Annotated in this window: 31 protein-coding genes and 2 tRNA genes; 18 read left to right on the top strand and 15 right to left on the bottom strand. The window is 68.9% G+C overall.

Annotated elements, in window-relative coordinates; translation table 11 throughout:
* Positions 1-862, top strand: an 862-nt coding sequence (locus ACFP2V_RS19395) for a restriction endonuclease (protein ID WP_381213651.1), incomplete at its 5' end; no start/stop codon positions are given.
* A 96-nt stretch (positions 863-958) separates the two neighbouring features.
* Here the strand turns inward: ACFP2V_RS19395 and ACFP2V_RS19390 are convergent.
* From ACFP2V_RS19390 to ACFP2V_RS19365, 6 genes are read right to left on the bottom strand one after another with little or no spacing between them, the layout of a single operon-like run.
* Positions 959-1,723 (bottom strand): class E sortase, encoded by a 765-nt coding sequence (locus ACFP2V_RS19390; RefSeq protein WP_381213648.1) that lies wholly within the window; start codon positions 1,721-1,723, stop codon positions 959-961.
* Positions 1,724-1,736: 13 nt separating this feature from the next.
* Positions 1,737-3,023 carry a class E sortase gene (locus ACFP2V_RS19385; protein ID WP_381213645.1) on the bottom strand — a complete coding sequence of 429 codons (1,287 nt, stop codon included), beginning with the start codon at positions 3,021-3,023 and terminating at the stop codon, positions 1,737-1,739.
* Positions 3,020-3,658, bottom strand: a complete 639-nt coding sequence (locus tag ACFP2V_RS19380; protein WP_381213642.1) for an aminodeoxychorismate/anthranilate synthase component II — start codon at positions 3,656-3,658, stop codon at positions 3,020-3,022. Before ACFP2V_RS19380 ends, ACFP2V_RS19385 begins: the two co-directional genes overlap by 4 nt.
* Positions 3,655-3,816 (bottom strand): hypothetical protein, encoded by a 162-nt coding sequence (locus tag ACFP2V_RS19375; RefSeq protein ID WP_381213639.1) that lies wholly within the window; start codon positions 3,814-3,816, stop codon positions 3,655-3,657. Before ACFP2V_RS19375 ends, ACFP2V_RS19380 begins: the two co-directional genes overlap by 4 nt.
* A gap of 52 nt (positions 3,817-3,868) precedes the next feature.
* Complete coding sequence (locus ACFP2V_RS19370) at positions 3,869-4,594, bottom strand: class E sortase (protein WP_381213636.1); 726 nt, start codon at positions 4,592-4,594, stop codon at positions 3,869-3,871.
* Between the two features lie 59 nt (positions 4,595-4,653).
* Complete coding sequence (locus ACFP2V_RS19365) at positions 4,654-5,433, bottom strand: DUF881 domain-containing protein (RefSeq protein WP_381213633.1); 780 nt, start codon at positions 5,431-5,433, stop codon at positions 4,654-4,656.
* Positions 5,434-5,572: 139 nt separating this feature from the next.
* Here ACFP2V_RS19365 and crgA point away from each other — a divergent pair, with 139 nt between their 5' ends.
* The gene (gene crgA / locus ACFP2V_RS19360) at positions 5,573-5,827 is read left to right on the top strand and encodes a cell division protein CrgA (RefSeq protein ID WP_381213631.1); all 255 of its coding nucleotides are present in this window, start codon (positions 5,573-5,575) and stop codon (positions 5,825-5,827) included.
* Between the two features lie 311 nt (positions 5,828-6,138).
* Here the strand turns inward: crgA and ACFP2V_RS19355 are convergent, their stop codons facing one another.
* Entirely contained in the window at positions 6,139-7,026 is an 888-nt protein-coding gene (locus tag ACFP2V_RS19355; protein WP_381213628.1) for a rhomboid family intramembrane serine protease, read from the bottom strand.
* A gap of 110 nt (positions 7,027-7,136) precedes the next feature.
* On the bottom strand, positions 7,137-7,664 hold the full coding sequence (locus ACFP2V_RS19350; RefSeq protein ID WP_381213624.1) for a peptidylprolyl isomerase: 528 nt from the start codon (positions 7,662-7,664) through the stop codon (positions 7,137-7,139).
* Positions 7,665-7,986: 322 nt separating this feature from the next.
* Between ACFP2V_RS19350 and ACFP2V_RS19345 the strand changes: the two genes are divergently transcribed.
* Positions 7,987-8,679 (top strand): DUF5324 family protein, encoded by a 693-nt coding sequence (locus tag ACFP2V_RS19345; RefSeq protein ID WP_381213621.1) that lies wholly within the window; start codon positions 7,987-7,989, stop codon positions 8,677-8,679.
* A gap of 235 nt (positions 8,680-8,914) precedes the next feature.
* Here ACFP2V_RS19345 and ACFP2V_RS19340 read toward each other — a convergent pair.
* Positions 8,915-8,987, bottom strand: a tRNA-Ala gene (locus ACFP2V_RS19340).
* Positions 8,988-9,169: 182 nt separating this feature from the next.
* Here ACFP2V_RS19340 and ACFP2V_RS19335 point away from each other — a divergent pair.
* A complete protein-coding gene (locus ACFP2V_RS19335; RefSeq protein WP_381213618.1) occupies positions 9,170-9,718 on the top strand; it encodes a helix-turn-helix domain-containing protein in 549 nt (182 codons plus the stop codon).
* Positions 9,719-9,886: 168 nt separating this feature from the next.
* Positions 9,887-11,593 (top strand): protein kinase domain-containing protein, encoded by a 1,707-nt coding sequence (locus ACFP2V_RS19330; protein WP_381213615.1) that lies wholly within the window; start codon positions 9,887-9,889, stop codon positions 11,591-11,593.
* A gap of 58 nt (positions 11,594-11,651) precedes the next feature.
* Here the strand turns inward: ACFP2V_RS19330 and ACFP2V_RS19325 are convergent, their stop codons facing one another.
* Positions 11,652-12,938, bottom strand: coding sequence for a hypothetical protein (locus ACFP2V_RS19325; RefSeq protein WP_381213612.1), 1,287 nt, complete (start codon positions 12,936-12,938; stop codon positions 11,652-11,654).
* A 243-nt stretch (positions 12,939-13,181) separates the two neighbouring features.
* Positions 13,182-13,310, bottom strand: a complete 129-nt coding sequence (locus tag ACFP2V_RS19320) for a DLW-39 family protein (RefSeq protein WP_003999697.1) — start codon at positions 13,308-13,310, stop codon at positions 13,182-13,184.
* Positions 13,311-13,646: 336 nt separating this feature from the next.
* Between ACFP2V_RS19320 and ACFP2V_RS19315 the strand changes: the two genes are divergently transcribed.
* Positions 13,647-14,030, top strand: coding sequence for a DUF6344 domain-containing protein (locus ACFP2V_RS19315; RefSeq protein WP_381213609.1), 384 nt, complete (start codon positions 13,647-13,649; stop codon positions 14,028-14,030).
* 1,643 nt (positions 14,031-15,673) lie between these two features.
* Here ACFP2V_RS19315 and ACFP2V_RS19310 read toward each other — a convergent pair.
* Together ACFP2V_RS19310 and ACFP2V_RS19305 are read right to left on the bottom strand one after the other, a co-directional pair.
* The gene (locus tag ACFP2V_RS19310) at positions 15,674-16,339 is read right to left on the bottom strand and encodes a YdcF family protein (RefSeq protein ID WP_381213606.1); all 666 of its coding nucleotides are present in this window, start codon (positions 16,337-16,339) and stop codon (positions 15,674-15,676) included.
* Positions 16,336-17,130, bottom strand: coding sequence for a GntR family transcriptional regulator (locus tag ACFP2V_RS19305; RefSeq protein WP_381213603.1), 795 nt, complete (start codon positions 17,128-17,130; stop codon positions 16,336-16,338). Before ACFP2V_RS19305 ends, ACFP2V_RS19310 begins: the two co-directional genes overlap by 4 nt.
* Positions 17,131-17,288: 158 nt before the next feature.
* On the opposite strand from ACFP2V_RS19305, the gene ACFP2V_RS19300 reads away from it, so the two are divergent.
* From ACFP2V_RS19300 to ACFP2V_RS19245, 12 genes are all read left to right on the top strand, one after another.
* The gene (locus tag ACFP2V_RS19300; RefSeq protein WP_381213600.1) at positions 17,289-17,618 is read left to right on the top strand and encodes an SCO3933 family regulatory protein; all 330 of its coding nucleotides are present in this window, start codon (positions 17,289-17,291) and stop codon (positions 17,616-17,618) included.
* Positions 17,619-17,620: 2 nt separating this feature from the next.
* Positions 17,621-18,961: an FtsK/SpoIIIE domain-containing protein gene (locus ACFP2V_RS19295; RefSeq protein ID WP_381213597.1), complete on the top strand. Its 1,341-nt coding sequence runs from the start codon at positions 17,621-17,623 to the stop codon at positions 18,959-18,961.
* A gap of 76 nt (positions 18,962-19,037) precedes the next feature.
* Entirely contained in the window at positions 19,038-19,700 is a 663-nt protein-coding gene (locus tag ACFP2V_RS19290; protein ID WP_381213595.1) for a DUF2637 domain-containing protein, read from the top strand.
* A gap of 20 nt (positions 19,701-19,720) precedes the next feature.
* On the top strand, positions 19,721-19,900 hold the full coding sequence (locus ACFP2V_RS19285) for a hypothetical protein (protein WP_381213592.1): 180 nt from the start codon (positions 19,721-19,723) through the stop codon (positions 19,898-19,900).
* A 3-nt stretch (positions 19,901-19,903) separates the two neighbouring features.
* On the top strand, positions 19,904-20,092 hold the full coding sequence (locus tag ACFP2V_RS19280; RefSeq protein ID WP_381213590.1) for a mobile element transfer protein: 189 nt from the start codon (positions 19,904-19,906) through the stop codon (positions 20,090-20,092).
* A gap of 14 nt (positions 20,093-20,106) precedes the next feature.
* Complete coding sequence (locus ACFP2V_RS19275; RefSeq protein WP_381031496.1) at positions 20,107-20,262, top strand: hypothetical protein; 156 nt, start codon at positions 20,107-20,109, stop codon at positions 20,260-20,262.
* A gap of 22 nt (positions 20,263-20,284) precedes the next feature.
* On the top strand, positions 20,285-20,608 hold the full coding sequence (locus tag ACFP2V_RS19270) for a SpdD-like protein (protein ID WP_381213587.1): 324 nt from the start codon (positions 20,285-20,287) through the stop codon (positions 20,606-20,608).
* A gap of 1 nt (position 20,609) precedes the next feature.
* Positions 20,610-20,846, top strand: coding sequence for a hypothetical protein (locus tag ACFP2V_RS19265; RefSeq protein ID WP_381213584.1), 237 nt, complete (start codon positions 20,610-20,612; stop codon positions 20,844-20,846).
* 95 nt (positions 20,847-20,941) lie between these two features.
* Complete coding sequence (locus ACFP2V_RS19260) at positions 20,942-21,127, top strand: hypothetical protein (protein ID WP_381213657.1); 186 nt, start codon at positions 20,942-20,944, stop codon at positions 21,125-21,127.
* Between the two features lie 4 nt (positions 21,128-21,131).
* Positions 21,132-22,523 carry a replication initiator protein RepSA gene (gene repSA / locus ACFP2V_RS19255; protein WP_381213581.1) on the top strand — a complete coding sequence of 464 codons (1,392 nt, stop codon included), beginning with the start codon at positions 21,132-21,134 and terminating at the stop codon, positions 22,521-22,523.
* Positions 22,520-22,708 carry a helix-turn-helix domain-containing protein gene (locus ACFP2V_RS19250; protein ID WP_381213579.1) on the top strand — a complete coding sequence of 63 codons (189 nt, stop codon included), beginning with the start codon at positions 22,520-22,522 and terminating at the stop codon, positions 22,706-22,708. Before repSA ends, ACFP2V_RS19250 begins: the two co-directional genes overlap by 4 nt.
* Entirely contained in the window at positions 22,708-23,865 is a 1,158-nt protein-coding gene (locus tag ACFP2V_RS19245) for a tyrosine-type recombinase/integrase (protein ID WP_381213576.1), read from the top strand. The genes ACFP2V_RS19250 and ACFP2V_RS19245 overlap by 1 nt, the downstream gene beginning before the upstream one ends.
* A 55-nt stretch (positions 23,866-23,920) precedes the next feature.
* Here ACFP2V_RS19245 and ACFP2V_RS19240 read toward each other — a convergent pair.
* Positions 23,921-23,997, bottom strand: a tRNA-Ile gene (locus ACFP2V_RS19240).
* Positions 23,998-24,118: 121 nt separating this feature from the next.
* A complete protein-coding gene (locus tag ACFP2V_RS19235; protein WP_381213573.1) occupies positions 24,119-24,865 on the bottom strand; it encodes a DUF3566 domain-containing protein in 747 nt (248 codons plus the stop codon).
* Positions 24,866-24,878 lie beyond the last annotated feature (13 nt).

The following is a 24,878-nucleotide window of genomic DNA, read 5'->3' as shown; positions in this document are numbered from 1 at the left end:
CGCAGCCATGTTTTCACGCCAGCAAGGCGTACCCGAAGGGAACAGGGAGACTGACCTGCGACAATTCGAGAGTGACAACAAGTCACTCTCAAAGGTCAGTCATCCACAGGCCCGTCGGAGCCTCACCATCTACTCCCGCCGCGCCGTCCTCAATGTCGCCATGCTGCTCCGGGACAGCGAAGTAGCACGTCAGGTACGTGCCTACCTCCTGGACATGGAGTATCTGGCGCGCACACAGCCTGTGGATAACCCGGTCCCCACCGAACCCGTCTCACTCGACGACCGCATCGACCAGCGCATCACCCACATCCTCGGCAGGACGGTCGTGCCGATGTTCAACACCCTGATCGCCGCATCCGGTGAACACCGCCGCGAGCTCATCGAGCTCCGCGAGGACATCGAGAACGTCGAGCGCAGGATGTGCTGGCACCACAAGCGTCTCGCCACCCTGGAAGGAGCGGCCCCCGCGGAGAACGTCCGGTCGACGCTCCAGGCGATGACCTGGCAGGCCTTCGAACAGCACGTCGCCGATCTCCTACGGCGCGACGGCTGCACCGATGTCGTCGTACGGCAGGCCCGCAGCGACAGGGGCATCGACATCACCGGCCGCACCGCGGACGGGCGGACCGTGGCCGTCCAGTGCAAGAACCGGTCCGGCCGCTCGACGGTGCCCAGTGCCGACCTGCAGAAGTTCGCGGGCGCGGCGCGGGCCATCAACCGTGTGGACCTCGCGCTCTTCGTCGCCACCTGCAACTTCAGCCATGAGTCTCAGGCGATCGCCGACCTGACCGGGGTCGTCACGGTCAATCGGGAGGAAGTCGAGGCCTGGACCGCCGGAGTGCGCCTCAAGGCTCTGCGGTAACGGCGGATCGCAGAAGCCCGAAGCCGCAAGAGCAAGTTGCGGCTTCGGGTCTTCGCCATGTTAGGCGACTGAGTTACTTGAAGTACCTCAGTCGCCTCAGCGCAGTTCCTCCGGCGGTGTCCGGTCCTCGTCGACCTTCTCCGTGCGGACCAGCTCGCCCCAGACGACGTAGCGGTACTTGCTGGTGTACAGCGGCGTGCAGGTCGTCAGCGTGATGTAGTGGCCGGCCTTCTTGCGGCCGGACTCCCCGGGGACCTTCGAGAGGACGTCCACGTTGTACTTCGAGGTCTCGGGAAGGATCGCGTACGTCTTGTAGACGTACCAGGTGTCCTTCGTCTCGAAGACGATCGGATCGCCGTCCTTGATCTTGTGGATGTCGTGGAACTTGGCCCCGTGGCCGTCCCGGTGCGCGGCCAGCGAGAAGTTGCCCTTCTTGCCGGACATCGGCAGGGTCGCCTTCACCGGGTCGGTGTAGTAGCCGGCGACACCGTCGTTGAGCACCTTCAGCGTGGTGCCCTTCTCGATCAGAATGTCGTCGCCGCCCATCGCGGGCACGTGCAGGAAGCCGATGCCGTTCTGGCTGTCGAAGGAGGCGGGACCGTCACCTGTGCCGGCACCGGGTCCCTGGGCCCAGTTGTCCCGCACCTTGTCCGCCTGCTTGTCCGCGGCGCGGTCGGCGAGCACGTTCGTCCACCACAGGGAGTAGACGACGAACAGGCCGAGCACCAGGCCCGCGGTGATGAGGAGTTCCCCGAGGGCGCTGACCAGCATCGCACCCGGTCCCATACGGCGGCGGCCCGGAGGCGACGGTGACGCGGGCATGGCGGTGTGCTCTTCGGTGTCGTCGGCGGTCGCTGCCACGTTTCCTCTGCCCTTAACTGACGAGCGCATCCGGCTTGCCCTTGCTGCGCGGCCGTTCCTCGTCCATCTTGCCCCAGACGATCATGCGGTACTTGCTGGTGAACTCCGGTGTGCACGTGGTCAGCGTGATGTAGCGGCCCGGTCCGGTGAAGCTCGATCCCTTCGGGACGGGCTCGAGGACGCTCACGTTGCTCGGCGGCGTCACCGGCAGGATCGACGCCATCTTGTAGACGAAGTACGTGTCCTGCGTCTCCACGACGATCGGGTCGCCCCGCTCCAGGCGGTTGATGTACCGGAACGGCTCCCCGTGCGTGTTGCGGTGCCCCGCGACCCCGAAGTTGCCCTTCTTGTCGTTCGGCATCGCCGTCTTCAGGGCCCCCTCCGCGTAGTGGCCCACCATGCCCCGGTCGAGCACCTTCTTGCTGTCGATGCCCTCGGCGATCGGCACGACCACGTCCAGCTTCGGGATGTGCAGCAGCGCGAAACCCTGCCCCGGCTCGAACGCCCCTGGATTGCGCTTGCCGTTGGCCCAGTCCTTCTGGAGATCGCTGGCCTCCTGGCCGGCCTGTGCCTGCGCACGCACATTCGTCCACCACAACTGGTACGTCACGAACAGCAGCATCAGCACACCGCAGGTGATGAACACCTCGCCGATACCCCGGCTCGCGACGACTGCGGGGCTCACCTTCCGCTCCCGGGCCCGCCGCCGCGCCTCCACGCGCGAGAGCGGCGCCTGGGGCTCGCTGTGGCCCTGCGGAGTATCGCAGTCCTCGGAGAGGCTGTTCGCGCCGCCACGGCGCCCGTGGCGGCTCTTGGCGGCCTTCCTGCGTGCCGCCCGGCCCCCGGGACCCGCCGGGGACTCCGTGCGCGCCCCGTTCGCCCCGTTCACTCCGTACGCCGCAGCACCGTCCGTGCCCGTCGTGTACCCCGTGCCGTCCGTACGCTGCGTGCGCTCCACGCGCTGCGACGGGTCGGGGATCCGCAGCGCCATCGTCTCCTCGTCGACGGGCGGCAGATACGCGTGCTCGTCGACGGGCGGCAGATACGCGGTGCCGTCGCCGGCCCCCGCCGCACCACTGCCGGCCGCACCACTGCCGGCCGCACCTGCGCCGCCGTAGGGGTAGGCGCCCTGTTGGGTGGTGTCGTACCAGTCGCCGCTCCCGAGCGTGCCGGGTGCCTCGTACGGCTGCTGCTGCCCGTACGAGGTCCCCTGCTCGCCGTCGGTGCCGTACGAGAAGCCATCCGTGAAGGGCTCTCCGTATCCGGCGCCGGACTCGCGCTCGGGGCGCAGCGCGGTCACGCCGGCGACCTGCCCACCACCGGGGCGAGCCCCGCCGATCTCGCCACCGCTCCCTCGTCCCCGCACTCCACCAGCCAGTTGGCCAGCATCCGGTGGCCGTGCTCGGTGAGCACCGACTCGGGGTGGAACTGCACGCCCTCGACGCACAGCTCACGGTGACGCAGACCCATCACGATGCCGTCCGGCGTCCGGGCCGTCACTTCCAGCTCTTTCGGCACGGTGGCCGGCTCGGCGGCCAACGAGTGGTAGCGCGTCGCCGTGAACGGTGAAGGCAGGCCCGCGAAAACGCCCTTGCCCTCGTGCTCGACCGGCGAGGTCTTCCCGTGCAGCAACTCGGGGGCACGGCCCACGACACCGCCGTAGGCCACCTGCATGGCCTGCATGCCGAGGCAGACACCGAAAACGGGCACCCCGGTCGACGCACAGTGCCGCACCATGTCCACACAGACCCCGGCCTGTTCGGGAGTGCCGGGCCCCGGGGACAGCAGCACACCGTCGAACCCGTCCTGTGCATGCGCCGTCGACACCTCGTCGTTGCGCAGGACCTCGCACTCGGCGCCCAGTTGGTACAGGTACTGAACCAGGTTGAAGACGAAGCTGTCGTAGTTGTCGACGACGAGAATGCGCGCGCTCACTGGTTGTCCACCGTCACATCGTTGAAGGGCAGCAGCGGCTCGGCCCAGGGGAAGACGTACTGGAAGAGGACATAGACCGCAGCGATGATCAGCACGAGCGAGATGAGTGCCCTCACCCATCCGTTCCCCGGCAGATGCCGCCAGATCCAGCTGTACATGCCGTCCCTTCCGTCGCACCACGGCACCAGACCCACGCCGTACGTCACCAGACTAGCGGCGCAACGCCTCCGGTTTCCCGGCCTCCACAGGCTGCGTGGAGTCCAGGTGGGCCCAGACGATCAACCGGTGGCTGTGCCCCCATTCCGGTTCACACGTCGTCAGCGTCAGGTAGCGGCCCGGACGTGCGTACCCGGAAGTACGTGGCACAGGGTCGATCACCTCGATGTCCGTGGGCACGGTTTTGTACGGGCCCCGGTCGATCCGGTACGTGAACCAGGTCACCCCGTCGGTCAGCACCACCGCGTCGCCCCGCCCCAGCCGGGGAAAGTCCTTGAACGGATCGCCATGGGTGCGCCGGTGGCCGGCGACGGCGAAGTTGCCCTCGCGGCCCAGCTGCGCGGTGTTCGCGTAGTGACCGAGGCCCTTCTTCAGGATGCCGCTCTCCGTGCCCTCGAGCACGGGCTTGTTCCACGTGAAACCAAGGCGCGGGATGTACATGATCGCGAAGGGCTTTCCCTCGGCGTACGGCTTCGGCTTCGCAGTGCCGACAGGGCCGGCGCCGGTACGGGAGCTCGGGGCGGGCACGGGCGCAGGCGTGGGCGTGGCGGTCGGCAGGGCGCTCCCACTCGCCCACTGGTCCTCGAGGAGGGCGATCTGGTCGTCCATGACCTGGTCGGCCCTCACCCCGGTCCAGAAGAGGACGTAGACGACGAAGAGCACGATCAGGGTGCCGACGGTGATGCACAGTTCGCTGACGGTCCTGACGATCACACGCACCGGCGGCTCCCGGCCTCGCTCCCGGAGCCCGTCCCGGTCCAGGGTCTGCCCCGTGGCCTCTACTCCACGGGCTTTGCGTAGTGCAGGTCCACTGTGCCCGAGTAGCCGGGCAGCGTCACCGGCCCCTCGTCCTCGACTTTCCAGCCGAGCCCGTAGACGTTGACGTACACCATGTAGTTCTGGATCGACGGGGAGGCCGCGAGCGCGTTCTTCAGCTTCTCCGGGTCACCGACCGCCGTGATCTTGTACGGCGGCGAATAGACGCGGCCCTGGAGAATCAGGGTGTTGCCCACACAGCGCACCGCGCTGGTGGAGATCAGCCGCTGGTCCATCACCTTGATGCCCTCGGCACCGCCCTGCCACATCGCGTTCACCACGGCCTGGAGGTCCTGCTGGTGGATGACCAGGTAGTCGGGTTCCGGCTCGGGGTATCCGGGAAGCTTGGCGGTGGCGTCCGGCGGAGCGTCGTCGAGCGTGACCGTGACGGCCTCGCCCTTGAGCTCCTGCGTGCCCGCGCGGTGCTCCAGGCCCGCGAGTTCGTCGTCCTCCGCCGCACTCCTGCCGGCATCGCGCTCGGCGAGGGACTCGACGTCATCCCGCAGGGCTCCGTTGGACTCCTCCAGCTCACCGTTCTTGCGGCTGCGCTCATGAATGAGGTCGGACAGCTTCAGCAGCGAGTCGTCCGTGCGGATGTTGGTCCCCTTCGCTGTGTTGAAGCTGGTGAAGAAGAGCAGACCCGCGAGGGCGAAGACACCCGCGGTGAGGATCCGGACGGGCCGGAAACCCTGTCTGCGGGCAGGGCTGGATTCCGTTCCGGGAGAGTCGGCAGAATTGCTCAACGTACCCTTATCTCCTTCAGCGCCACGGAAGGACTACGCTAACGGACGCCCGGGGAGCGCTCGGAGTCCCCTTCCAACCGCCCCGAGCCCGACCCAGTTCCCTGCGCGGCCACGCAGCGCATCGACAGGAGAGACCCTCGTGCCGAAGTCACGTATCCGCAAGAAGGCCGACTACACGCCGCCGCCGGCGAAGCAGACGACCGCCCTCAAGCTGACCAGCCGCGCCTGGGTCGCGCCCGTGATGCTGACCCTGTTCCTGATCGGCCTGGCCTGGATCGTCGTGTTCTACGTCACCGACGGCCAGCTGCCCATCGACGATCTGCGCAACTGGAACATCGTGGTGGGCTTCGGCTTCATCGCCGCCGGATTCGGCGTCTCGACGCAGTGGAAGTAGCGTCCGGCAGGGCTCACCGCCCACTGGACCAAGCCCTGCCCGGAGCTGCCCGACAGCTCCGGGCAGGGCTGTCGTCAGCTCTGGGCAGGACTGTCCACCGAGTTATCCACAGGCGTTTCCACAGCGTGGGGAAAAGAAACGACGATCTGTGGATAACCCATCGAACGTTGACGCCCCCGCAACAGAAACACCAGTAACCGAATGCTTGTTCGCAAGTCCCTGACCTGGGGAAACGCCAATCAGTGACATCGGGCACAGATGTTCTCGCACTGTGTGCACAAGATCCGCCACATGCTGTGGACAACTTGCACTCAGGCGAGCTGGGCCGTCCTCACCAGGGTCATCAACACGACTGCGGCAAGAACCAGTGCACAGGTCCCGTACTGGATCAGCGCCCGCCGCTCCCGCGGGGCATGAACCATGGCGTACCCGATCACGACACCGGCTACGAGCCCTCCGATATGAGCCTGCCAGGCGATGTTGCTCCAGCCGAAGGTGAAGATCAAGTTGATCACCAGCAGGACGATGATCGGCCGCATGTCGTAGTTGAGCCGGCGCACCAGGACCGCGGTCGCGCCGAACAGCCCGAAGATGGCGCCGGAGGCACCGAGCGAGGCCGTGGATCCCGAGGCCAGCAGATAGGTCAGCGCACTGCCCGCCAGACCCGAGATCAGATAGAGCGCGAGATAGCGGGCCCGGCCGAGGGCCTGCTCGAGCGGGCCACCGAGCCACCACAGACTGAGCATGTTGAAGGCGATGTGCCAGATCTCCTCGTGCGTGAACATCGAGGTGACCAGGCGGTACCACTCGCCCTCGGCGACACCCTCGGTGGGAGAGAACGGCGCTGGGGGCCGGGCCCCGATCAGCACGAGATGGCCCAGCAGCGACGACCAGACATGCACCGCGATGAACACCGCGACATTGATCCCGAGAAGGATCTTGGTGACCAGCCGGGGGTCCGCGGCGATGGTGCCGCCCGCGATCGTGCGGGGCATGGAGGTCGTGGGTGCGTGGCCGGTGCCCGAGCCTCCGCGGACGCATTCGGGGCACTGGAACCCGACCGAGGCGCTGATCATGCACTCGGGGCAGATCGGACGCTCGCAGCGGGTACAGCGAATGCCGGTCTCGCGGTCCGGGTGGCGATAGCAGACGAGGACGCCATGGGTGTCCTGCGGGCTGCCGGCAGCCTGGTCGTCCATGAGATCCCCTAGGTCGTGTGGAAAAGCCCCGCCCCGCTCATCCTTACGGATGAGCGGGGCGTTTGGTTCCCTCTGGGGGGCTTGCGCACTCCTCGGGGACAGGGCCGTCCTCAGCCCTCGCGGATCTCGACCGACTCGATGACGACGTCATTGAGCGGACGGTCGGTACGCGGGTTGGTCTGCGCGGCCGCGATGGTGTCGATGACCTTCTGGCTCGCGGCGTCGGTGACCTCACCGAAGATGGTGTGCTTGCGGTTCAGCCACGCCGTCGGAGAGACGGTGATGAAGAACTGCGAGCCGTTGGTGCCCGGACCGGCGTTGGCCATCGCCAGCAGGTAGGGCTTGTCGAAGCGCAGGTCCGGGTGGAACTCGTCCTCGAACTGGTAGCCGGGACCGCCGGTGCCGTTGCCCAGCGGGTCCCCGCCCTGAATCATGAAACCACTGATCACCCGATGGAAGACCGTGCCGTCGTAGAGCTTGGCCGTGGACTTCGCCCCGGTCTCCGGGTGCGTCCACTCCCGCTCGCCCTTGGCGAGCTCGACGAAGTTCTTGACGGTGATCGGCGCCTGGTTCGCGAAGAGCCGGACCTCGATGTTGCCGTTGTTGGTCTTCAGGGTGGCGTAGAGCTGGTCAGCCACGGTGTGCCTTCCGTTGTCTTTCCGTAACGCCCTGATCCTCGCACGGACGGGGCGCACAGTCGCCCGACGCCCGTCCACAGGGGCAACAGGGCCGAACAGCTTGCGGAAACCGGGTGAGTGCCGCCGCGACGGGGGCACTCGGCAACGATCCGTGGCATTGTCGACGACTAGCTCCCGTTCCCCCGCATTCATCCGTTATTGCACTCGATCAATGCCATCGGCACCCGTATGCCCGCCCGCACATGCCCAGCGTCGACGCGGGAGGCATGATCCGTAAAAGGGTGGACAGTCGAAAAACGTACGCCACCGAGGAGGAGGAACCGTGACCCGCATCGAAAGCGTGCGCGCCGCGACTGATTCGGCAAAGGACAGCGTGCTGCACGCCGCGGACGTGGTGGCGCCCTACGCCGACACAGCCAAGGTGAAGGCCGCACACTACGCGCAGGAGGCACGCGTACGGCTGGCGCCCAAGGTGACCCAGGCCGCAGGGCATGCTCTTGTCCAGTACGGCACCCATGTCCAGCCGTACCTGGAACAGGCTCGCACCCATGTGCCGTCGAAGGTCGACCTGACCGCCCATGAGGCCGCCGCCCGCACCCGCAAGGTCGCCCAGCAGGCGGCGGACTACTCCCGGCCGAGGCTCGAGCAGGCCAGGGCTGCCGCCGGCCCGGCGAAGGACGAGGCGGCGGCGCGCAGCGCGGCGGTGCTGGCCGCCCTGCGCGGTCAGGTATCGGCCCAGCAGATCCAGAAGCTGGTCCGCAAGCAGCAGCGGCGCGCGAAGGCCGGCCGTGCCGCGAAGGTGATCGTCGTCCTGGGTGCCGTTGCCGGCGGTGCCTTTGCCGCCTGGAAGTGGTGGGACAAGCAGGCCAACCCGGACTGGCTGGTGGAGCCGCCGCCCGCGACCGATGCCCGGGAGTCCGGCACGCTGACGTCGGTGGACGGCAGTCGCGGAGCCACGCTCGACCCCGAGGTCCGGGCGAAGGAGGCCGAGGAGGAGGCCAAGCGCGACGAATAGCCGTAGGTCTGTCCGCGCGCGGCGGCACGCCCGCCTGCGGCATGAACAGCCCGGTGGGGCAGGAGAGTTCGGCATCTCCTGCCCCACCGGGCTGTTTCACGTGAAACAGGTCCCCGGAGCGGCGAACGGAAGCCGGGCGACGGGAAGCCGGGACCGGGGGCAGGGGGCAGGGAAACGGGGTCGACGGACAAAACCCCCCCCGCCTACGTTTCCGCAGGTGGGAGGGGCTTCCTTGTGGAGCCTAGGGGAGTCGAACCCCTGACATCTGCCATGCAAAGACAGCGCTCTACCAACTGAGCTAAGGCCCCGTGGGCAAAGCGTCCACCAGGAAGAAGGACATCCGGGTGGGCGCCGGAACTAGAGTACCGGGTCACCCGGGGGGTTCCGCAAAAAGGATTGGGGGTCCCCGCGACCGACCACTCTCCGTAAGATGCTCGGCGTGGTTCGCTACAGCGAAGCACGGTTCTTGGGGAAGCGATGGGGAGACGCAATGGACGCCGCACAGCAGGAAGCCACCGCAAGAGCGCGGGAACTGCAGCGGAACTGGTACGGGGAGCCACTGGGGGCGCTCTTCCGTAAGCTCATAGACGACCTCGGCCTCAACCAGGCTCGTCTCGCGGGGGTGCTGGGACTGTCCGCTCCGATGCTGTCGCAGCTGATGAGCGGCCAGCGGGCGAAGATCGGCAACCCTGCTGTGGTCCAGCGGGTACAGCTGCTGCAGGACCTGGCGGGACAGGTCGCGGACGGAAGCGTCAGCGCGGCCGAGGCGACCGAGCGCATGGAGGAGGTCAAGAAGTCGCAGGGCGGCTCGGTACTCAGCAACACCACACAGACGACAAGTGGTTCGGGGGCGCCCACGGTCAAGCGGGTGGTGCGCGAGATCCAGTCTCTGCTGCGCTCGGTGGCGGCCGCCGGTGACATCATCGACGCCGCCGACACCCTCGCCCCGACCCACCCCGAACTGGCAGAGTTCCTCCGGGTCTACGGCGCCGGCCGCACCTCCGACGCGGTCACGCACTACCAGTCCCACCAGAGCTGAGGCCCCGGCCGCCGGAGGGGGGCCGGCGGCCGGAAACGCGGGAGGGGCAGCCGGGGGGGCCGAACCACTCGTCACGGGGAAGCAGCCGAGGGAAAGCAGTCGGCGTGAGGCAGAAGGGGTAGGGCAGGGCCAGGCACGGCACCGCTGGGGGAGGAGCGACGCACAGCCATGGGTGAGGTCTTTGCCGGCCGGTACGAACTGGCCGACCCGATCGGGCGCGGAGGTGTCGGTGCCGTCTGGCGTGCCTGGGACCACCGTCGCCGCCGCTACGCGGCCGCCAAGGTCCTGCTGCAGAGCGACGCCCACTCCCTGCTCCGTTTCGTGCGCGAGCAGGCCCTGCGGATCGACCACCCCCATGTACTCGCCCCGACCAGCTGGGCCGCCGACGACGACAAGGTTCTGTTCACCATGGACCTGGTCGCCGGCGGTTCGCTGGTCCACCTCATCGGCGACTACGGTCCCCTGCCGCCGGTGTTCGTCAGCACCCTGCTCGACCAGCTCCTGGCGGGACTCACCGCGGTGCACACGGAAGGCGTCGTCCACCGCGACATCAAGCCCGCCAACATCCTCCTGGAGGCCACCGGCACGGGCACGCCACGGCTGCGGCTGTCCGACTTCGGCATCGCCATGAGGCTCGGAGAGCCCCGCCTGACCGAGACCGACCTGGTGGTGGGCACGCCCGGCTATCTCGCGCCGGAACAGATGATGGGCTCCGAACCGGACTTCCCCGCAGACCTGTTCGCCGTGGGCCTGGTCGCGCTGTATCTGCTGGAGGGTGCCAAACCGGACGCCAAGGCCCTCATCCAGTACTTCGATGAGCACGGGACGCCCGGCGCTCCCCAGGGCGTCCCCGAGCCGCTGTGGCAGGTCGTGGCGACACTGCTGCAGCCGGACCCGCAGGCACGGTTCCGTACGGCCACGGGGGCGCGCAAGGCCTTGGCGGCTGCCAGGGAGCTGCTCCCGGAACCCGGCCCCGACGACGAAGTGATCGAGGTCTTCGACCAACTCGGCCCGCTTCCCCCGGGCTTCGGCCTCGACGGCCCGCTGAAGGCGGCCCTGGGCGTGCGTTCGGGCCGGGGCCGTCCCGAAGTGGAGGGTCACCATCCGAAGCACGAGGAGACGGGCCGCCCGGGGGACGCCCGCCCAAGAGACCCCCGCCCAAGAGACCTCGGACCGGCGGGTGCCGGACCGGCAAGCCCGATGCTTCAGCCCTTAGGCGGAGGCGACAGCACTCCGGCGTCACCCGGTTCGTCCTCCCTGGGCAGCGGTACCACTTCCACCGACCCCCGCCAGAGCACCGCCCCGGCACCACATTCCGCCCCCCACACCACCCGGACACCCGCCTCCGGCCCCGATACCGTCCCCCCTCCGGCACCGTCCGTCCCGCCGCAGCCGTCCTCCATGTCGGACACCGGCAGCTTCCACCTGCCACCGCCCCAGGCCACCGTCGCGCCCTCCCCCGCGCCCGCGCACGCTCCGCCCCATCACACCCACACGCCACCGGCACAGACACCGTTACCGGCACAGCATCAGGTGCCGGGGCTGCCCCAGCCGTCGTACAACACGCAGCCGCAGGCCGCCCACGCCGGCCACGTGTCCTACGTATCCCCTCACGACCCCACCCACCCTCTGCACTCCCCCCTGCCCCAGCCGTCCACGCATCCCCGCCCCGCGTCGCACCGCGCCGATCCCTCCACGGCCGAATACACCGCCGGGGTCCCTGAGGCCCCGTCTCAAGGCAGGGCAGGTCCCCGGCACGGAGCGGGCAGCCGACGCCGTCGCCGCCCCGGCCCTCCCGCGCGGGTGGCCGTCCCTCTCCTGCTCCTGGCCCTGGCCTGCTACGCCGTGGGGTTCTGGGCGCTCACCCGAATCTGAAGCTCTGCCGCCCTGCCACCCTGCCACCCTGTGGACTGTCGTCCCAGGAGCTGCCTCCCTAGGGCCTGTCCGGGGAGACGGTTCTCCGCCGAGCCGCCATGGTCCACACCCCGAGGCCCACCAGCAGTGCGCTGCCGGTGCCGATACCGCCCACCGCGAGCGCCGTCATCACGGTGTCGTCGTTCGCTGCCCGACCCGCCGCCTGCCCGTCCGCCACCGCCTCGTGGTCCTGTTCACCGGCCGCGAAGACGTCCGACGGCACGGGCTCCCCCACGTATCGGGGCCCGTCCTGTGCCGTCCCGCTCACGCGTACCCGCAGCGTCAGCGGGACGGGCCCGTCGCCGAAGTCCTCCGCGACCTTCTCCGCGAGGTGCGCGACGAGGTAGTACGAGCCTGCGAAACGCATCGCCGCGACCTGGCTGTTGGGTGCATGCCGATTGGCGTACGCGACGTGGGGCAGCGGGGGGAGGCTGCTCGACTTCTGCCTGCCGTCGTAGCCGGTGCCCACGTCCGCGACATGTCCGCGTACGGGGTTGTAGAGGTCCATGTCCAGGGCGGCGGGGACGAATCCGGTACCACCCGAGCTCGAACTGCCCAGTTCGGCGGTGGCGCTGACCTGCCGGCCCCACCCGACCGGGACCTTGTAGAAGAGCGTTTGGCCGGGCCGGATGTCGTCTCGCCAGACTCCCTCACCGAGAGGGGTGGCCTCGGTGAAACCGGCGCCGCCGGCACGCCGTCGGGCTTCCCCGGCGACGGGATCGGGCGAGGCGGAGTTCCACGTGTCCGGCGCGGTCGTCGCTCCGGTCTGCGCCGGCCGCGGTTCCGACACGGTGGTGAGCTCCAGCTCCCAGGCATCGGGGGAGGCGCCCTTCCCGTCCGGATCCGCGCGTTCGACGGTCACGTAGTACGTAGCGGCGTCCTTGCAGAGGGACCGCCTGGGAGAGATCTCGCGCACGACCCACGCGGCGACCGGGTGCGGGCTGGCGGCAGCGCCGAAGGTCACCGTGTCCACGTCACAGGAGCGGCCGTCACCGTCCTGTACGGACACCTTGACGCCGTCGATGACAGCGGCGCTGCTGCCGCCCGGCGGGACGGCGGTGGCGGCGACATAGACGTCCGAGGTGTCGTCGAGTTCCAGGCGGTAGTGGACCGGGCCGCTCGGCGGGAGGGTGCTCCGGTAGGTGCGGCCGGTCTCCAGCCGTACGGCGTCGGCGGTGCTCAGGGCTCCTTCGACCCGCGACGCACCCTCATCGAAGGCATACGTCCCAAAAACCCCTGCGGCGGCTGCCTCCTGCCCCGCGGGCAGGCCCGGCACGCCCATCATCAGCACCGCCGTGAGCGTCACCACTCCCGCGCGTCCGGCCGCCGAGGTCCGGCCGCTCCTCCCCGCCCGCGCACGCCGTCCCCACGCAGTACACCACCGTGCCCTCGTACACCACCGTGCCCTCACGCGCCACTCCTCGTCGTCACCGGACGCCGCACCGTGACCATCCTGCCCCGCGGACAAGGTCCGTCGGCAAGGCCCCACCACACACAAAACCCCGACCGCGAGCGCGGCCGGGGTCTGTTCAGCGTCGTATGTCGGTACTCACGAACCCGTGGGCACGGAGTCAGTCGCCTCCGTCCACAGATCCTGCTCGGCGCGATCCGCCTGGATCTGGCGGTACACGAGGAGCCCGCCGATGGCGGCCAGTGCGACCAGGAGAAGCTTCTTCACCGCGCGACCTCGTCTTTCTTGACGTAGGGGACCTCTGGCGCCCGACTATACACACCGGCCGAGACCGATCGGTGACCTGCGTCGGCCCGTCAACTCCCCTCCTGAACTGCGCAGTCGAAGCAGGAACATCGGCCGGACCGGAGGGTGAGCACCCCCGCACGTTCGGTGATTTCGGCCATCTCCCTCCACGATCTTCCGCTTTTCTCCCCTCTTGCGCCCATCCGGGTGGTGTTCATCTGAACATCGACGCGCCACGTACGGAGGTCCACCACTTCGCGGCCCGCATACACATCATGAGGAAAGTACGCAAATCGCCCGACCCGAAAGTGAGGGGCCATGGCCCGGAACAAGGTCATGAAGCTGTGGACCGCCATCATCACCGCCTTCCTCGCGCTGTGCACGGCGCTCGGATTCGTCACCACGACCGCCTCAGCGGCCGTACCCCGGACCGATACGACGCGCAACAGCAAGAGCGCCCCGGACGTGACGGCGCCGGCGACGTCCATCCGACCCTGGTCCCATGTGAGGGCCCTGCCTCCCACGATGAAACAGCGCATCCGCGCGGAGGCCCACGGCGCATCCCCCGGCTGCCGCCACCGCCCGCTCGCGAACCCGGCCCCAGCCCCCGTCCTTGATCCGGCCGCCTCCGCACCCCGCTCCGACGACGACTCCCCGTCCCCGGCGGAACCCCTCAAGGGCCGCCTCCCGCTCCAACGCTGAGCCCCCGCGGCCAACGCTGAGCCCCCGGATCCCCACAGCGCCCCTCCCGTGCCGTTCCGGCTCCCCCGAAGTCCCGGCGAACTCGCGTACAGCCCCACGGCACGCGAAAAACAGCCCGGCAGCTCGAACACGAGCAGCCGGGCTTCCCCATGCCCATGCCCACGCCCACGCCCACGCCCACGCCCACGCCCACGCCCACCGGGTCATCGGATCATCGGGGTTCAAGGGTCCAGCACACTCACCGGTCTTCTGCCACAACGGCGAAGGACGCAAAGAAAGACATCCAAGCCACGCCCCACGACGGGACGGGACGAGGGGGATGAGTCCTGGCGGAACAGGGCCGTCACGACCGCATCGGCCACGACCACCGCCACGCCGCCCGATGCCGGCCACAGACGCCCCACCCCGCCAAGGAATGAGCCGAATGAGCCCCTCCGGCCACACCGCACACGGCACACGGCACCGCAGACGAAAGCCCCGGAAACACCGAGGCCCCCGGTCACATTGACCGAGGCCCCCGGTCACATTGACCGGGGGCCTCGCAATGATGTGGGGCTAACAGGATTTGAACCTGTGGCCTCATCCTTATCAGGTCGATCATGCGGTGTTGACCACATCGGTCAACGCGCTCTGTGCCTCGCCTGATCGTCCACTGCGGTCCGGCCTGGATCACTGCTGTTCGCGTTTGTTGGTGTCAGGCGCTGATGTCAGCGCGGGGTGGCAGCCTTGACAGATCCGGCTCGGTGCTCCGTGAGAACGGCGCATCTGAGTACCTGTACTCATGTGCAGTGCCCGTTGTAACAGCATGCTGGCCGCGTGTACTTAGGAGATCTTCACCTGAAGACGGGACGGCAGTGGGCATGAGACAGGCGAATGAGCCGTCAGCCGGCCAACAGATCGGGGTCAGCGTGGCGCTACTCGTCATCGACCTCATGGTCATCGCTTGGATGGTGTACGGCTATGGGATAGCGGGATGGGCCGACGGCTACGAAAGCGATAGCGCCAGTCCGTCGAGTGCGTCACGGGTGGCGTCGCAGGCATCGTGGCTCCTGGGAGGCGGCGCAGTGCTCACAGGCGGTGGCCTCCTCGCCCTGGGATGGCGTATTCCTGGCGTCGTGCAGTTGGTTGTCCTCGGGGGCGGGGCGACGCTGTTCTCTTCTGCCAGTGGATAGCGTGAGCCTGCCGAACCAGAGATTCCCACCACTCGCCCCAGCGCCCATCCCGTCCGCCGTCGACCCACACACCGTGGAGCGGGCGTGGTTCAGGGCGTCAAGGTGGAGCGCGCCACTGTACGAACGACCTTGACGCCCTGGGCCGCGTCTGCTCGGCTCTGCCTGGGTCGACGGTGGACGGGATGGGAGCACCCCGCGCACGCCACAACGTGCCGGCACTCGGCAACGGCGCCTCCTCCATCCCGGTGCCGGCCGATCCCCCGCCGGAGGCATCATCTTGTGGCCGCGGATGAGGTCTGACCCTTGCCCGCTTGCACGCAGCGCGCCGCCGGGCGGGGCCGCCGCTGGCGAAGACAGAGCGGCGGCCCCGCCGACAAGGCGGCGCGCGCCCGCGCCGTGCGCGGGCCTTGATGAGGTAGAGAAACCTGTAACAACTGGCTCGGCGTCCGTGGGATCTCGTGCCTTCGAGCCTCAAGCGGAGGGCGTGCCCGTAGTAAGGAGCCGGCTCGTGAAGCCGCTTTGGCACAGTCGCTCGTATGCCTCGATGATGTCGCCCGGTACCGGCTGGCTGACCATGAACCCCTGCGCCGGATAGATCATCAGCCGCTGAAGCGCGCCCATCAGCATGTCGATCACCAAACGAGCGTCACCGATGGAGTCGACGTACTCGTCCAACGTCATCGGAGTGGAAGCGCTCACGAACTCAACTTCGGGCCAGAGCTTGCATGCGGTGGCGTACGCTCGCCGCTCCTCGTACGGCTTGCTGATCAGGAGGACAGAGGACACGTCGACGCCGGCCTCTTCCAACAGGTCTCGGGAGAAGCGGATGTTCTCACCCGTGTTGCGGGCGCGGGGTTCAACAAGCACGGCTGAGCTGGGGACGCCAAGCTCAAGGGCCCGCTCCTGGTAGTGGACGGCTTCGCCCCGCGGCATGCGGTCCCGCGTCGTAGGACTGGTGGCTCCGGTGAACACGAGCAGTGGAGCCATGCCGCGCTTGTACAGGTCCACCGCCGTGTCGGCGACCCCCAGATCGTGGCTGCCGAGACCGATGGCGACCGAGCAAGGCCGAAGCGAATGGCCCATCTGGTGGTACTCCCACAGGCGCCGCGCATCTGCCCAATCCTGCGTCGAGATCACTGCTGACCTTCCCTGTCCTTCGCCGAGTCCGGCACCTTGAAGTCGTACTCCCAGGCAAAGCGTGAAGCCGCGTGTACCCCGATGGCGAACTCCACCACTGTGCCTGACGCCGTATAGGTGGTCCGGTGCAGCTCCACAACCGGTTCGCCCGGTGGCAGTTGAAGCAGCTTCACTTCATCCGGCGTGGGAGCACGGGCATAGAGTTCTTCCTTCATGTGATCGATCTCGTAACCCGCGTCGTACAGCACGCGAAATCCTCCGCCCCGGCCGGCTGGTCCTGGTGTGGGGTCCACCAGGCGCGTGCCTTCCACGTGTTCGGGACGGTAGTAGCTGGTCAGCGTGTGCGTAGGCTGCTCACCTTCCTTCACCAGCCGCGCGCGTGCGTAGACCTCGGCACCCACCGGCAAGTCATGCGCGGCGGCCACCTCTGCCGGCGCTTCAACAAGGCTGATCGTCTGGGTCTGCTCGTTGCGGCGATACCCGCGCCCGGAGGCCACCCTGTCCGCGATGAACGCCACCTCGTCGCCGTCCCGCCACTTGGCTTTGTCGTAACGGGCGATGCCGAGTCGTTTGAGCGGTACTTGCTGTCGCACGACCGTGCCGTGCCCCCGTGACGAGGTGACCAGGCCCTCGGCTTCCAGTGCCTTGTATGCGGCATGGACGGTGGACTTTGAACCCTCGCCGGCCTCGACAAGCTCTCTGATGTGCGGCAACTGCTGGCCCGGTGCGTAGTCACCCCTCTTGATCTGCTCAGCCAGCCTGTCAGCCAGTTCTCGCCACTTGGGCGCCATCTCGAACCCCTCTCTACGGACCCCAGTCAAACACAGTCCCAGGACTGTTGACAGTCCTAGGACTGCGGTGCAATATCTCTCTCAAGCGCTCGCAGTCCTAGGACAGCGGGCTCCGGGAGCCTTCTTTGGGCTGCCCGACGTCCACGCAGGGAGAAGTCATGCCGTCCTTCAAGATCGACCTTTCGTCCGCCATCGTGTTCGTGGCGACTGCCCCGGTGCCGAAGCTGGTCAACCAGAAGACCGGAGAGCGGGCCGTCGACCGGGAGACCGGTGCGGGTCTGTCGACCGTGGGCCTGCTCGTCTCGGACGAGGGCGAGGGCAACCTCTACCAGGTCACCATCCCGGAGACCGGTTTCCCCGAGGGTCTGGCGCCGGGCATGTCGGTGCGGGTGGTCGGGCTCAAGGCCCGTGACTGGGAGAACGAGTTCAACGGCCAGAAGCGGCACGGCATCTCGTTCCGCGCGGTCGCGATCACTGCGGCGGCCTGATCATGGCTGACCTGACGATGTGGCTGGAGGCCACGGGAGCCATGGCGGGCGCCGGCGGGATCGGCTACGCCAAGGCACGGGCCCCGCGGGTGTACTGGTCGTTGGTCGGGATGCCGCTCACCTGGGGCCGCTTCGTCTTCTCCTACCGCTCGACGATGGACGTGTGCGGGCTGACGGTGCAGCCGTCCGGCCTGCGGGCGTTCATGACCCGCAACGTCGCCCGCCGCGAGGTGCAGCCGGTGCCCCCGAAGATCCGCCGCATCCGGCCCACCTCAACCGGTCTGCGGGCCACGCTGCGGCTCCCGGCCGGTCTGGAGCCCGCCGACGTGGCCGCCTCCTCCGAGCGGCTGCGCCACGCCTGGGGGGTGCACTCGGTGACCGTGGTGGAGACCGGGCCCGGTTTCGTCGAGCTGCGCATGACCGGCTACGACGTGCTGCGCCGGGTGCGTATGCCGCGCAACGCCGCACCGCGTGACCTGGTGGTGCCGGTGGCGCTGCGGGAGGACGGGACCGCCTTCGAGCGGGATTACCGCAAGGCCCCCATGGCGCTCACGTTGGGCGCGAACCACTCGGGCAAGTCGATGTATCAGCGCAACCTGATCAAGGGGTTGGCGCAGTTGCCGGTGGCGCTGGTCGGCATCGACTGTAAGCGCGGGGTGGAACAATCCGCGTTCGCTGCTCGGCTGTCGGCGCTGGTCACCACCCCCGACGATGCCGCCTCGCTGCTGGCCGTCCTGGTGGCGGAGATGGAAGACCGCTTCGACCTGCTCAGCCGGCACGGCGTCTCCGACGTGTGGGAGCTGCCCGAGCACCTGCGCCCGGTGCCGTTCGTCGTCCTGGTCGACGAGGTGGCGGAACTGTTCCTGATCTCCTCGAAGAGGGACGAGGAACGCCGCGAGCGGATCGTGACCGCGTTGATCCGGCTGGCGCAGATGGCCCGTGCGGTCGGCATCTACCTGGAGATCTGCGGGCAGCGCTTCGGCTCCGACCTGGGCAAGGGCGCCACCATGCTCCGTGCCCAGCTCACCGGCCGTGTCGTGCACCGGGTCAACGACAAGCAGACCGCCGAAATGGGCCTGGCCGACGTGGCCCCGGACGCGGTCACCGCCGCCGGCCTGATCCCGATGGAACGCCCCGGGACCGCGGTCGCGGTGGACCCTGCGGGCGGCTGGTCGAAGATCCGCACCCCGCATACCTCCCGCGCGGAAGTGGTGGCGGCCTGCCGGGAGTTCGCCCACCTGGTCCCGGACTTCCCCGCCCTCGACCCGTTCCGCCCCAACGTGCCCACCGAGGCGCCGACGGCCGTTCCCTCGCTGGTCAAGCCCCGCCCGGTCACCGACTGACCGCCGGGACCGGGCGGCGGCTGGATACCGCTGACCGCCCGTCCCCGGCCCAACCCCCCTCGAAGGGAGGTGCCCCATGCTCCGCTCGATCCGCATCGACGCCGTGCTCGTCCAAGCCGTCATCGCCGGCGCGCTGTCCTTCGCCCACCTGCACGACCTGGCCGAAGCCGCCGGACAGACCGGCTGGAAAGCCTGGGCCTATCCGGTCTCCGTCGACCTGCTCCTGGTCGCCGCCTGGAGCCGACTGCGCACGGCCCGCCGGGACCGCTCGGCCTGGACCTGGTTCGTGATCGCCCTGTTCGCCTCCCTCGGCGCGAACATCGCGACCGCCGGGCTCCTCGACCTGCACCACGTGCCCGACTGGCTGCGCATCCTCGTCGCCGGCTGGCCCGCCCTGGCCTTCCTCGGCGGAACCCTGCTGGTCCACACCCCCGCCGCCAAGCCGACTCCCACGCAGCCCGTGGACGACGCACCGGCAACACCGCCGGAAGTCGACGTGACCCGCACCGACACCCCCGAGCCGGTTCCGGCACCCGCCGCACCGGAACTGACCCCGGCGCCGCCTCAGCCCACTGAGATGCCCACGGTCCCGGTCGCGTTGCTGGACCACGCCCGGAAGATCGCCGACGCACATCAGGCGTCCACCGGCACCCCGATGCCCGCCGACACACTCTCGGCCCGGCTCGGCCTGCCCGCACCGATGACCAACGCGATCGCCGCCCAACTCCAGCTCACCTGACCCGCGAAGGAGAACCACCCATGCGCCCATCGATCGAATCCGCATTACGACAGTCCGCGGAACTCACCCGGAACAACCAGTTGGTCAAGGCCGTGGAGGTCGCCGAAGCCGCCATCAGCCGGGCCGACGGCTACGAGCACGCCGAGATCCAGCAGTGGCTCACCGACCACACCGACGACTTCGTCGGACGGGAGGACTGACCCATGAGCGTGTACCGCCGCTTCCGCAACCGCATCCGCATCGGCCCCGTACAGGTCGCCACCTACTACGACGGCCGGGGCCGGGAGATGCACACCGCCGCCTGCACCGCCCCGCGCTGCGGATTCTCCGCCGACTACCACGACCGCTCCGCCGCCGAACTCGCCGCCCGCACCCACCGCTGCAAGGCATAGGAGGACACCGCGCCATGGACGTTCCCCTCTGGCTCGCCCTGATCGTCGTCGGCTGGCTCGGCGTCAAGCTCATCCGCCCGCCCTGGTGGCTGATCGCCGTGCTCCTCCTCGGCGGCTACCTCCTCGCCGACAGCCTCTTCGCCCCGGTCATCGACACCGCCGTCAAGTAACGCCCTGAAAGGAGATCCGCCCGTGCTCCGGCCCAAGCCCCCGACCATGCCCCAGCCCACCGGCCACCTCACCCCGCCCGCGGTCGTCGTCCAGCCGACCAGCATCACCCCCGGTACTCCGACCCCGCCGCCGGCCCCGATCGCCCCGGTCCCGGCCTCGACCCGGCCCACGGTCCAGCTCACGCCCGGTACCGCGCTCGCCCTCGTCGGCGGCGGCACCGCCGTCGTCCTGGTCGTCGGCGCGGTCCTGGTCTCCATGCTCCTCGCCATCGCCGTCACCGCCACCTCGGTCGCCGTCTGCGCCGTCGTCCTCCGCTCGCTGCTCAACGCCGAAAGGAAGCACTGACATGGGCCTCTTCAGCCGCAAGACCACCAACGCGCCGGCCAACCCGGAGATGACGGAGCTGGGCCGCGAGTACGCCATCGCCAAGCGCCACGGCGACCGCAAGGCCGTGGGCCGGATCACCCGGCAGATCGGCACGTCCGGCATGAGCAAGGACGACCGGGACGCCTTCGAGCAGGGCCGCCGGGCCTACGACGCCATCCCGCCCGTTCCCGGGTTCCGCCGCAACCGCCGCCGCTGAACGGCCCCCGGAGCGGCCTCGGTCGCCAAACTTCCGCCGCTCCGGGCGCCTGCACCCCCATCCAGATCCAACGGACCCGAAAGGGAGATCCCATGATGCCCCAGCGCACCCGGACCACGCGCGTCTGCCGCGCCTGCGACGGCTTCCCCATCGTCGCCATCACCACCGGCACCCGCCACACCGACGGCACCCGCACCACCCTCCGCATCACCTGCCCGACCTGCCAGGGCACCGGCCACACCGCCGCCCCCGCCATCGGCCTCGTCCGGTTCGGGAAGTGACCGAGTGACCGACACCGCCACCGCGGCGGGCCTGGACCCGGCCACCCTCGCCGATGTGCTGAGGCTGGCCGGGTCCACCGGCTTCGACCGCATACAGGAGCAGATCCGCCGCACCGGCGGCTGCACCGACCCGATCCACCTGATGGGCTCGACCGTCACCCGCGACGCCGCCACCGGGCAGGTGCTGCACTCCTACTCGACCGACACCGAGCCCGGCGGACGCCTCCGCCTCGCCTGCGGCAACCGCCGGGCCTCCCGCTGCCCGGCCTGCGCCTGGACCTATGCGGGCGACACCTACCACCTCATCCGCGCCGGCCTCGTCGGCGACCCCGACAAGGGCACCCCGCACACCATCCGGGACCACCCGCGCGTGTTCGCCACCCTCACCGCCCCCTCGTTCGGCCCGGTCCACAACCGGCCCGGCAACCGGCCCTGCCGCTGCGGCACCCATCACACCGAGGACGCCCCCGAGCTGGGCACCCCGCTCGACCCCGACACCTACGACTACGCGGGCGCCGTGCTGTGGAACAACCACGCCTCCGAGCTGTGGCGCTACTTCACGATCTACCTCCGCCGCGAGATCGCAAAGCGGGCCGGGCTCACCCAGAAGGCAGCGCGCGAAGCCTCCCGCGTCTCCTTCGGCAAGGTCGCCGAGTACCAAAAGCGCGGGGCCGTGCACTTCCACGCCGTGATCCGCTTCGACGGACCCGACGGGCCCGACGACCCGCCGCCGGCCTGGGCCACCCTCGATCTCCTCACCGATGCCATCCACGCAGCCGCCGCCCGCGCCGAAGTCGACGTACCCACCGCCGGGGACCAACCGGCCCGCACCCTGCGCTGGGGCACACAGCTCGACGTACGCCCGATCCGGGCCTTCGGCGACGGCGAAGAGATCAGCGAACAGGCGGTCGCCTCCTACGTCGCCAAGTACGCCACCAAGGCCGCCGAAACCACGGGCACCGTCGACCGCCGCATCGGCAACAAGGAGGCCCTGATCCTGCTCGGCGTACCCAACCACCCCCGCCGGCTGATCGAGGCATGCCTGGACCTGCACGCGCTCTACCCGGACCGCAAGCTCCGCAACTGGGCCCACATGCTCGGCTTCCGCGGCCACTTCTCCACCAAGTCGCGCAGCTACTCCACCACCCTCGGCGCCCTCCGCCAGACCCGCGCCGACTACCGCGCCACCCAGCAACGCCAAGCCCTCGGCCTGCCCGACCCCGACGACGAAGAGGCGACCACTCTGACCCTCGCCCACTGGACCTACGCCGGCCACGGCCACACCCCCGGCGAATCCTGGCTCGCTGCCAACATCCGCCGCGACATCCAACTCAACCGCGAAACCGCCCGCGAGGAACTACCCGCCCTGCTCGACCTGGAAGGAGCCGCCACATGACCACCGCCGCCCCCGAACTGCTGACCGTGCCCGAGGTCATGGCGCGGCTCAAGGTAGGCCGTACCAAGGTCTACGACCTGATCCGCACGCATCGCCTCGTCTCCATCAAGGTCGACGGGTGCCGTCGCATCCCGGATCACGCGGTCCGCGACTTCATCACCGGGCAGATCGGAGAGGCTGCCTGATGGCAAAGCGACGGCCCAACGGCGGTGGCACGATCACCAAGCGGTCCGACGGTCGCTACCAGGGCGCCGCGTACGTGACCGACACGGACGGCAACCGGGTCCGCAAGTACGTGTACGGCCGGACCTGGGACGAAGCGAACGAGAAGCTCGGCAAGCTCCAGGACCAGGAGCGCAACGGCGTCCCCGTGCCGTCCCGGTCCTGGACGCTCGGCGAGTGGCTGTCCTACTGGCTCGAGCACATCGTCGCTCCGGAGCGCGAGCACAACACGTACGTCAAGTACGAGTCCAAGGTTCGCCTCTACCTGCTGCCGCACCTCGGGAAGAAACCACTGGTCAAGCTCACTCCGGCGCAGATCCGCGTCTTCATGGCCGCGCTGAGGCGTGAGAAGGTCGGCGCCTCCGCCCGCTTCGAGGTCCTGCGCGTTCTCCGCAACGCCCTCAACCGGGCGATCCGCGAGGAGCTGGTGACGCGTAACGTCGCGCTCCTGGTCGACATGCCCAAGGTCACCAAGGACAAGGTCAAGGCGTGGAACGCGCGGGAAGCGATCGTCTTCCTTCGCTCGGTCCGTGCCCACCGGCTCTACGCGGCCTGCGTCCTCGTCCTGGTCCTCGGCCTGCGACGGAGCGAGGTGCTCGGGCTTCGCTGGCAGGACATCGACTTCGAGGCCGGCCAGTTCACCCCGGTCAAGCAGGTGCAGCGGGTCAAAGGCGTGGGCCTGGTCCTCAAGGACCTCAAGACGGAGTCCTCACAGGCGGTGCTCCCGCTTCCGGAGTTCTGCGCCCGTGCCCTGGAGGAGCGCCGGGAGCTGCAAGAGCTGGAACGGAAGATCGCCGGTGAGCACTGGTCGCAGGAGCCGGACCGTGACCTGATCTTCTCGTCCGAGCACGGCGGCATGATCGACCCGGTGGGCTTCTCCCGTACCTTCGATCGACTGGTCAAGCGGGCCGGTGTCCGTCGCATCACGGTCCGCCTCGCCCGGCACACCTGCGGGACCCTGCTGGCCTTCCTGAAGGTGCATCCCAAGGTGGCTCAGGCGATCCTCCGGCATAGCCAGATCAGCATGACCATGGACGTGTACACGCATGTGGTCGGCGACAGTGAGCGGGAAGCGGTCGGCATGCTCGCCGAGCTTCTGGAAGACCCGCTCATCGGCTGATGTCACCCGTGGATGTCAAAGACCCCCAGTCTTGATCGACTGGGGGTCTTTTGGCTGGTGGGGCTAACAGGATTTGAACCTGTGGCCTCATCCTTATCAGGGATGCGCTCTAACCAACTGAGCTATAGCCCCGCCGCGCTCTGCGGTGTATGTCCCGCGCGCTGACTCCTGAAGATTAGCGCACGACCGGGGCAGTCCCAAAATCGGTTGTCGAGGGGCCGTCGGAGCGGGCCGGGAAAGCGCTGAGCGCCGCTCACTCGTCCTCGGCCAGCGTCAGCTCGACGCCGCCCACGAAGCCCGCGGAGAGGTTGTAGATGAACGCGCCGAGGGTCGCCAGGGCCGTCGCCAGGACGACGTCGATGACCGCGATGATCGTCGTGAACAGCAGCACGTTGGGCAGCGACAGGAACGACTGGAGGTCGAAGCCGTTCGACTCGTTGGAGCCGGTCGCCTCGGAGATGGTGCCGCCGACGGTGGAGAAGACGCCCATCGCGTCCATGACCATCCACAGCACCGCGGACGCGACGATCGTGCAGATGCCCAGGGCGATGGAGAGCAGGAAGCTGACCTTCATCACCGACCAGGGGTCGGCCTTGGCCACCCGCAGGCGCGCCTTGCGCACGCGCGGTGTGGTGCGCGCCCCGGTGCGCGGGCGGCGTACCGCGCCGGCCTGTCCCCCTGCCGTACCCTCCTGCGCGGGGTAGGCCTGTGGCGGGTGGTACGGCCCCGCCTGCTGCTGCGGCTGCCGTTCCCCCGGCAGCGGTGAGGCCGTGTGAGCAGCGGCGCCCTGTCCGGGCGCGCTCTGCTGCTGGCCTCGGGTGTCCGTCACAGTTCCCCCCTGGGATCCATGTCTCTCGGACGAAGGCGAGTCCTTGCCGGGCGACTTGATCGCTTTCAGGTTGGTCGTGTGCGGATCTGTCGCCCGCGCGGCAGAGCCACGGCCACCGCCGTCCGTGCCCGTACTGGTACCGGTCGGCCCGGCGCCCGTGGCTCCGCTCACGCTGACTCACTCC

The sequence above is a fragment of the Streptomyces incanus genome, assembly GCF_042656345.1.
In the GTDB taxonomy this organism is placed as follows: Bacteria; Actinomycetota; Actinomycetes; order Streptomycetales; family Streptomycetaceae; genus Streptomyces; species Streptomyces incanus.
This window is presented reverse-complemented; position numbering and strand designations above follow the sequence as displayed.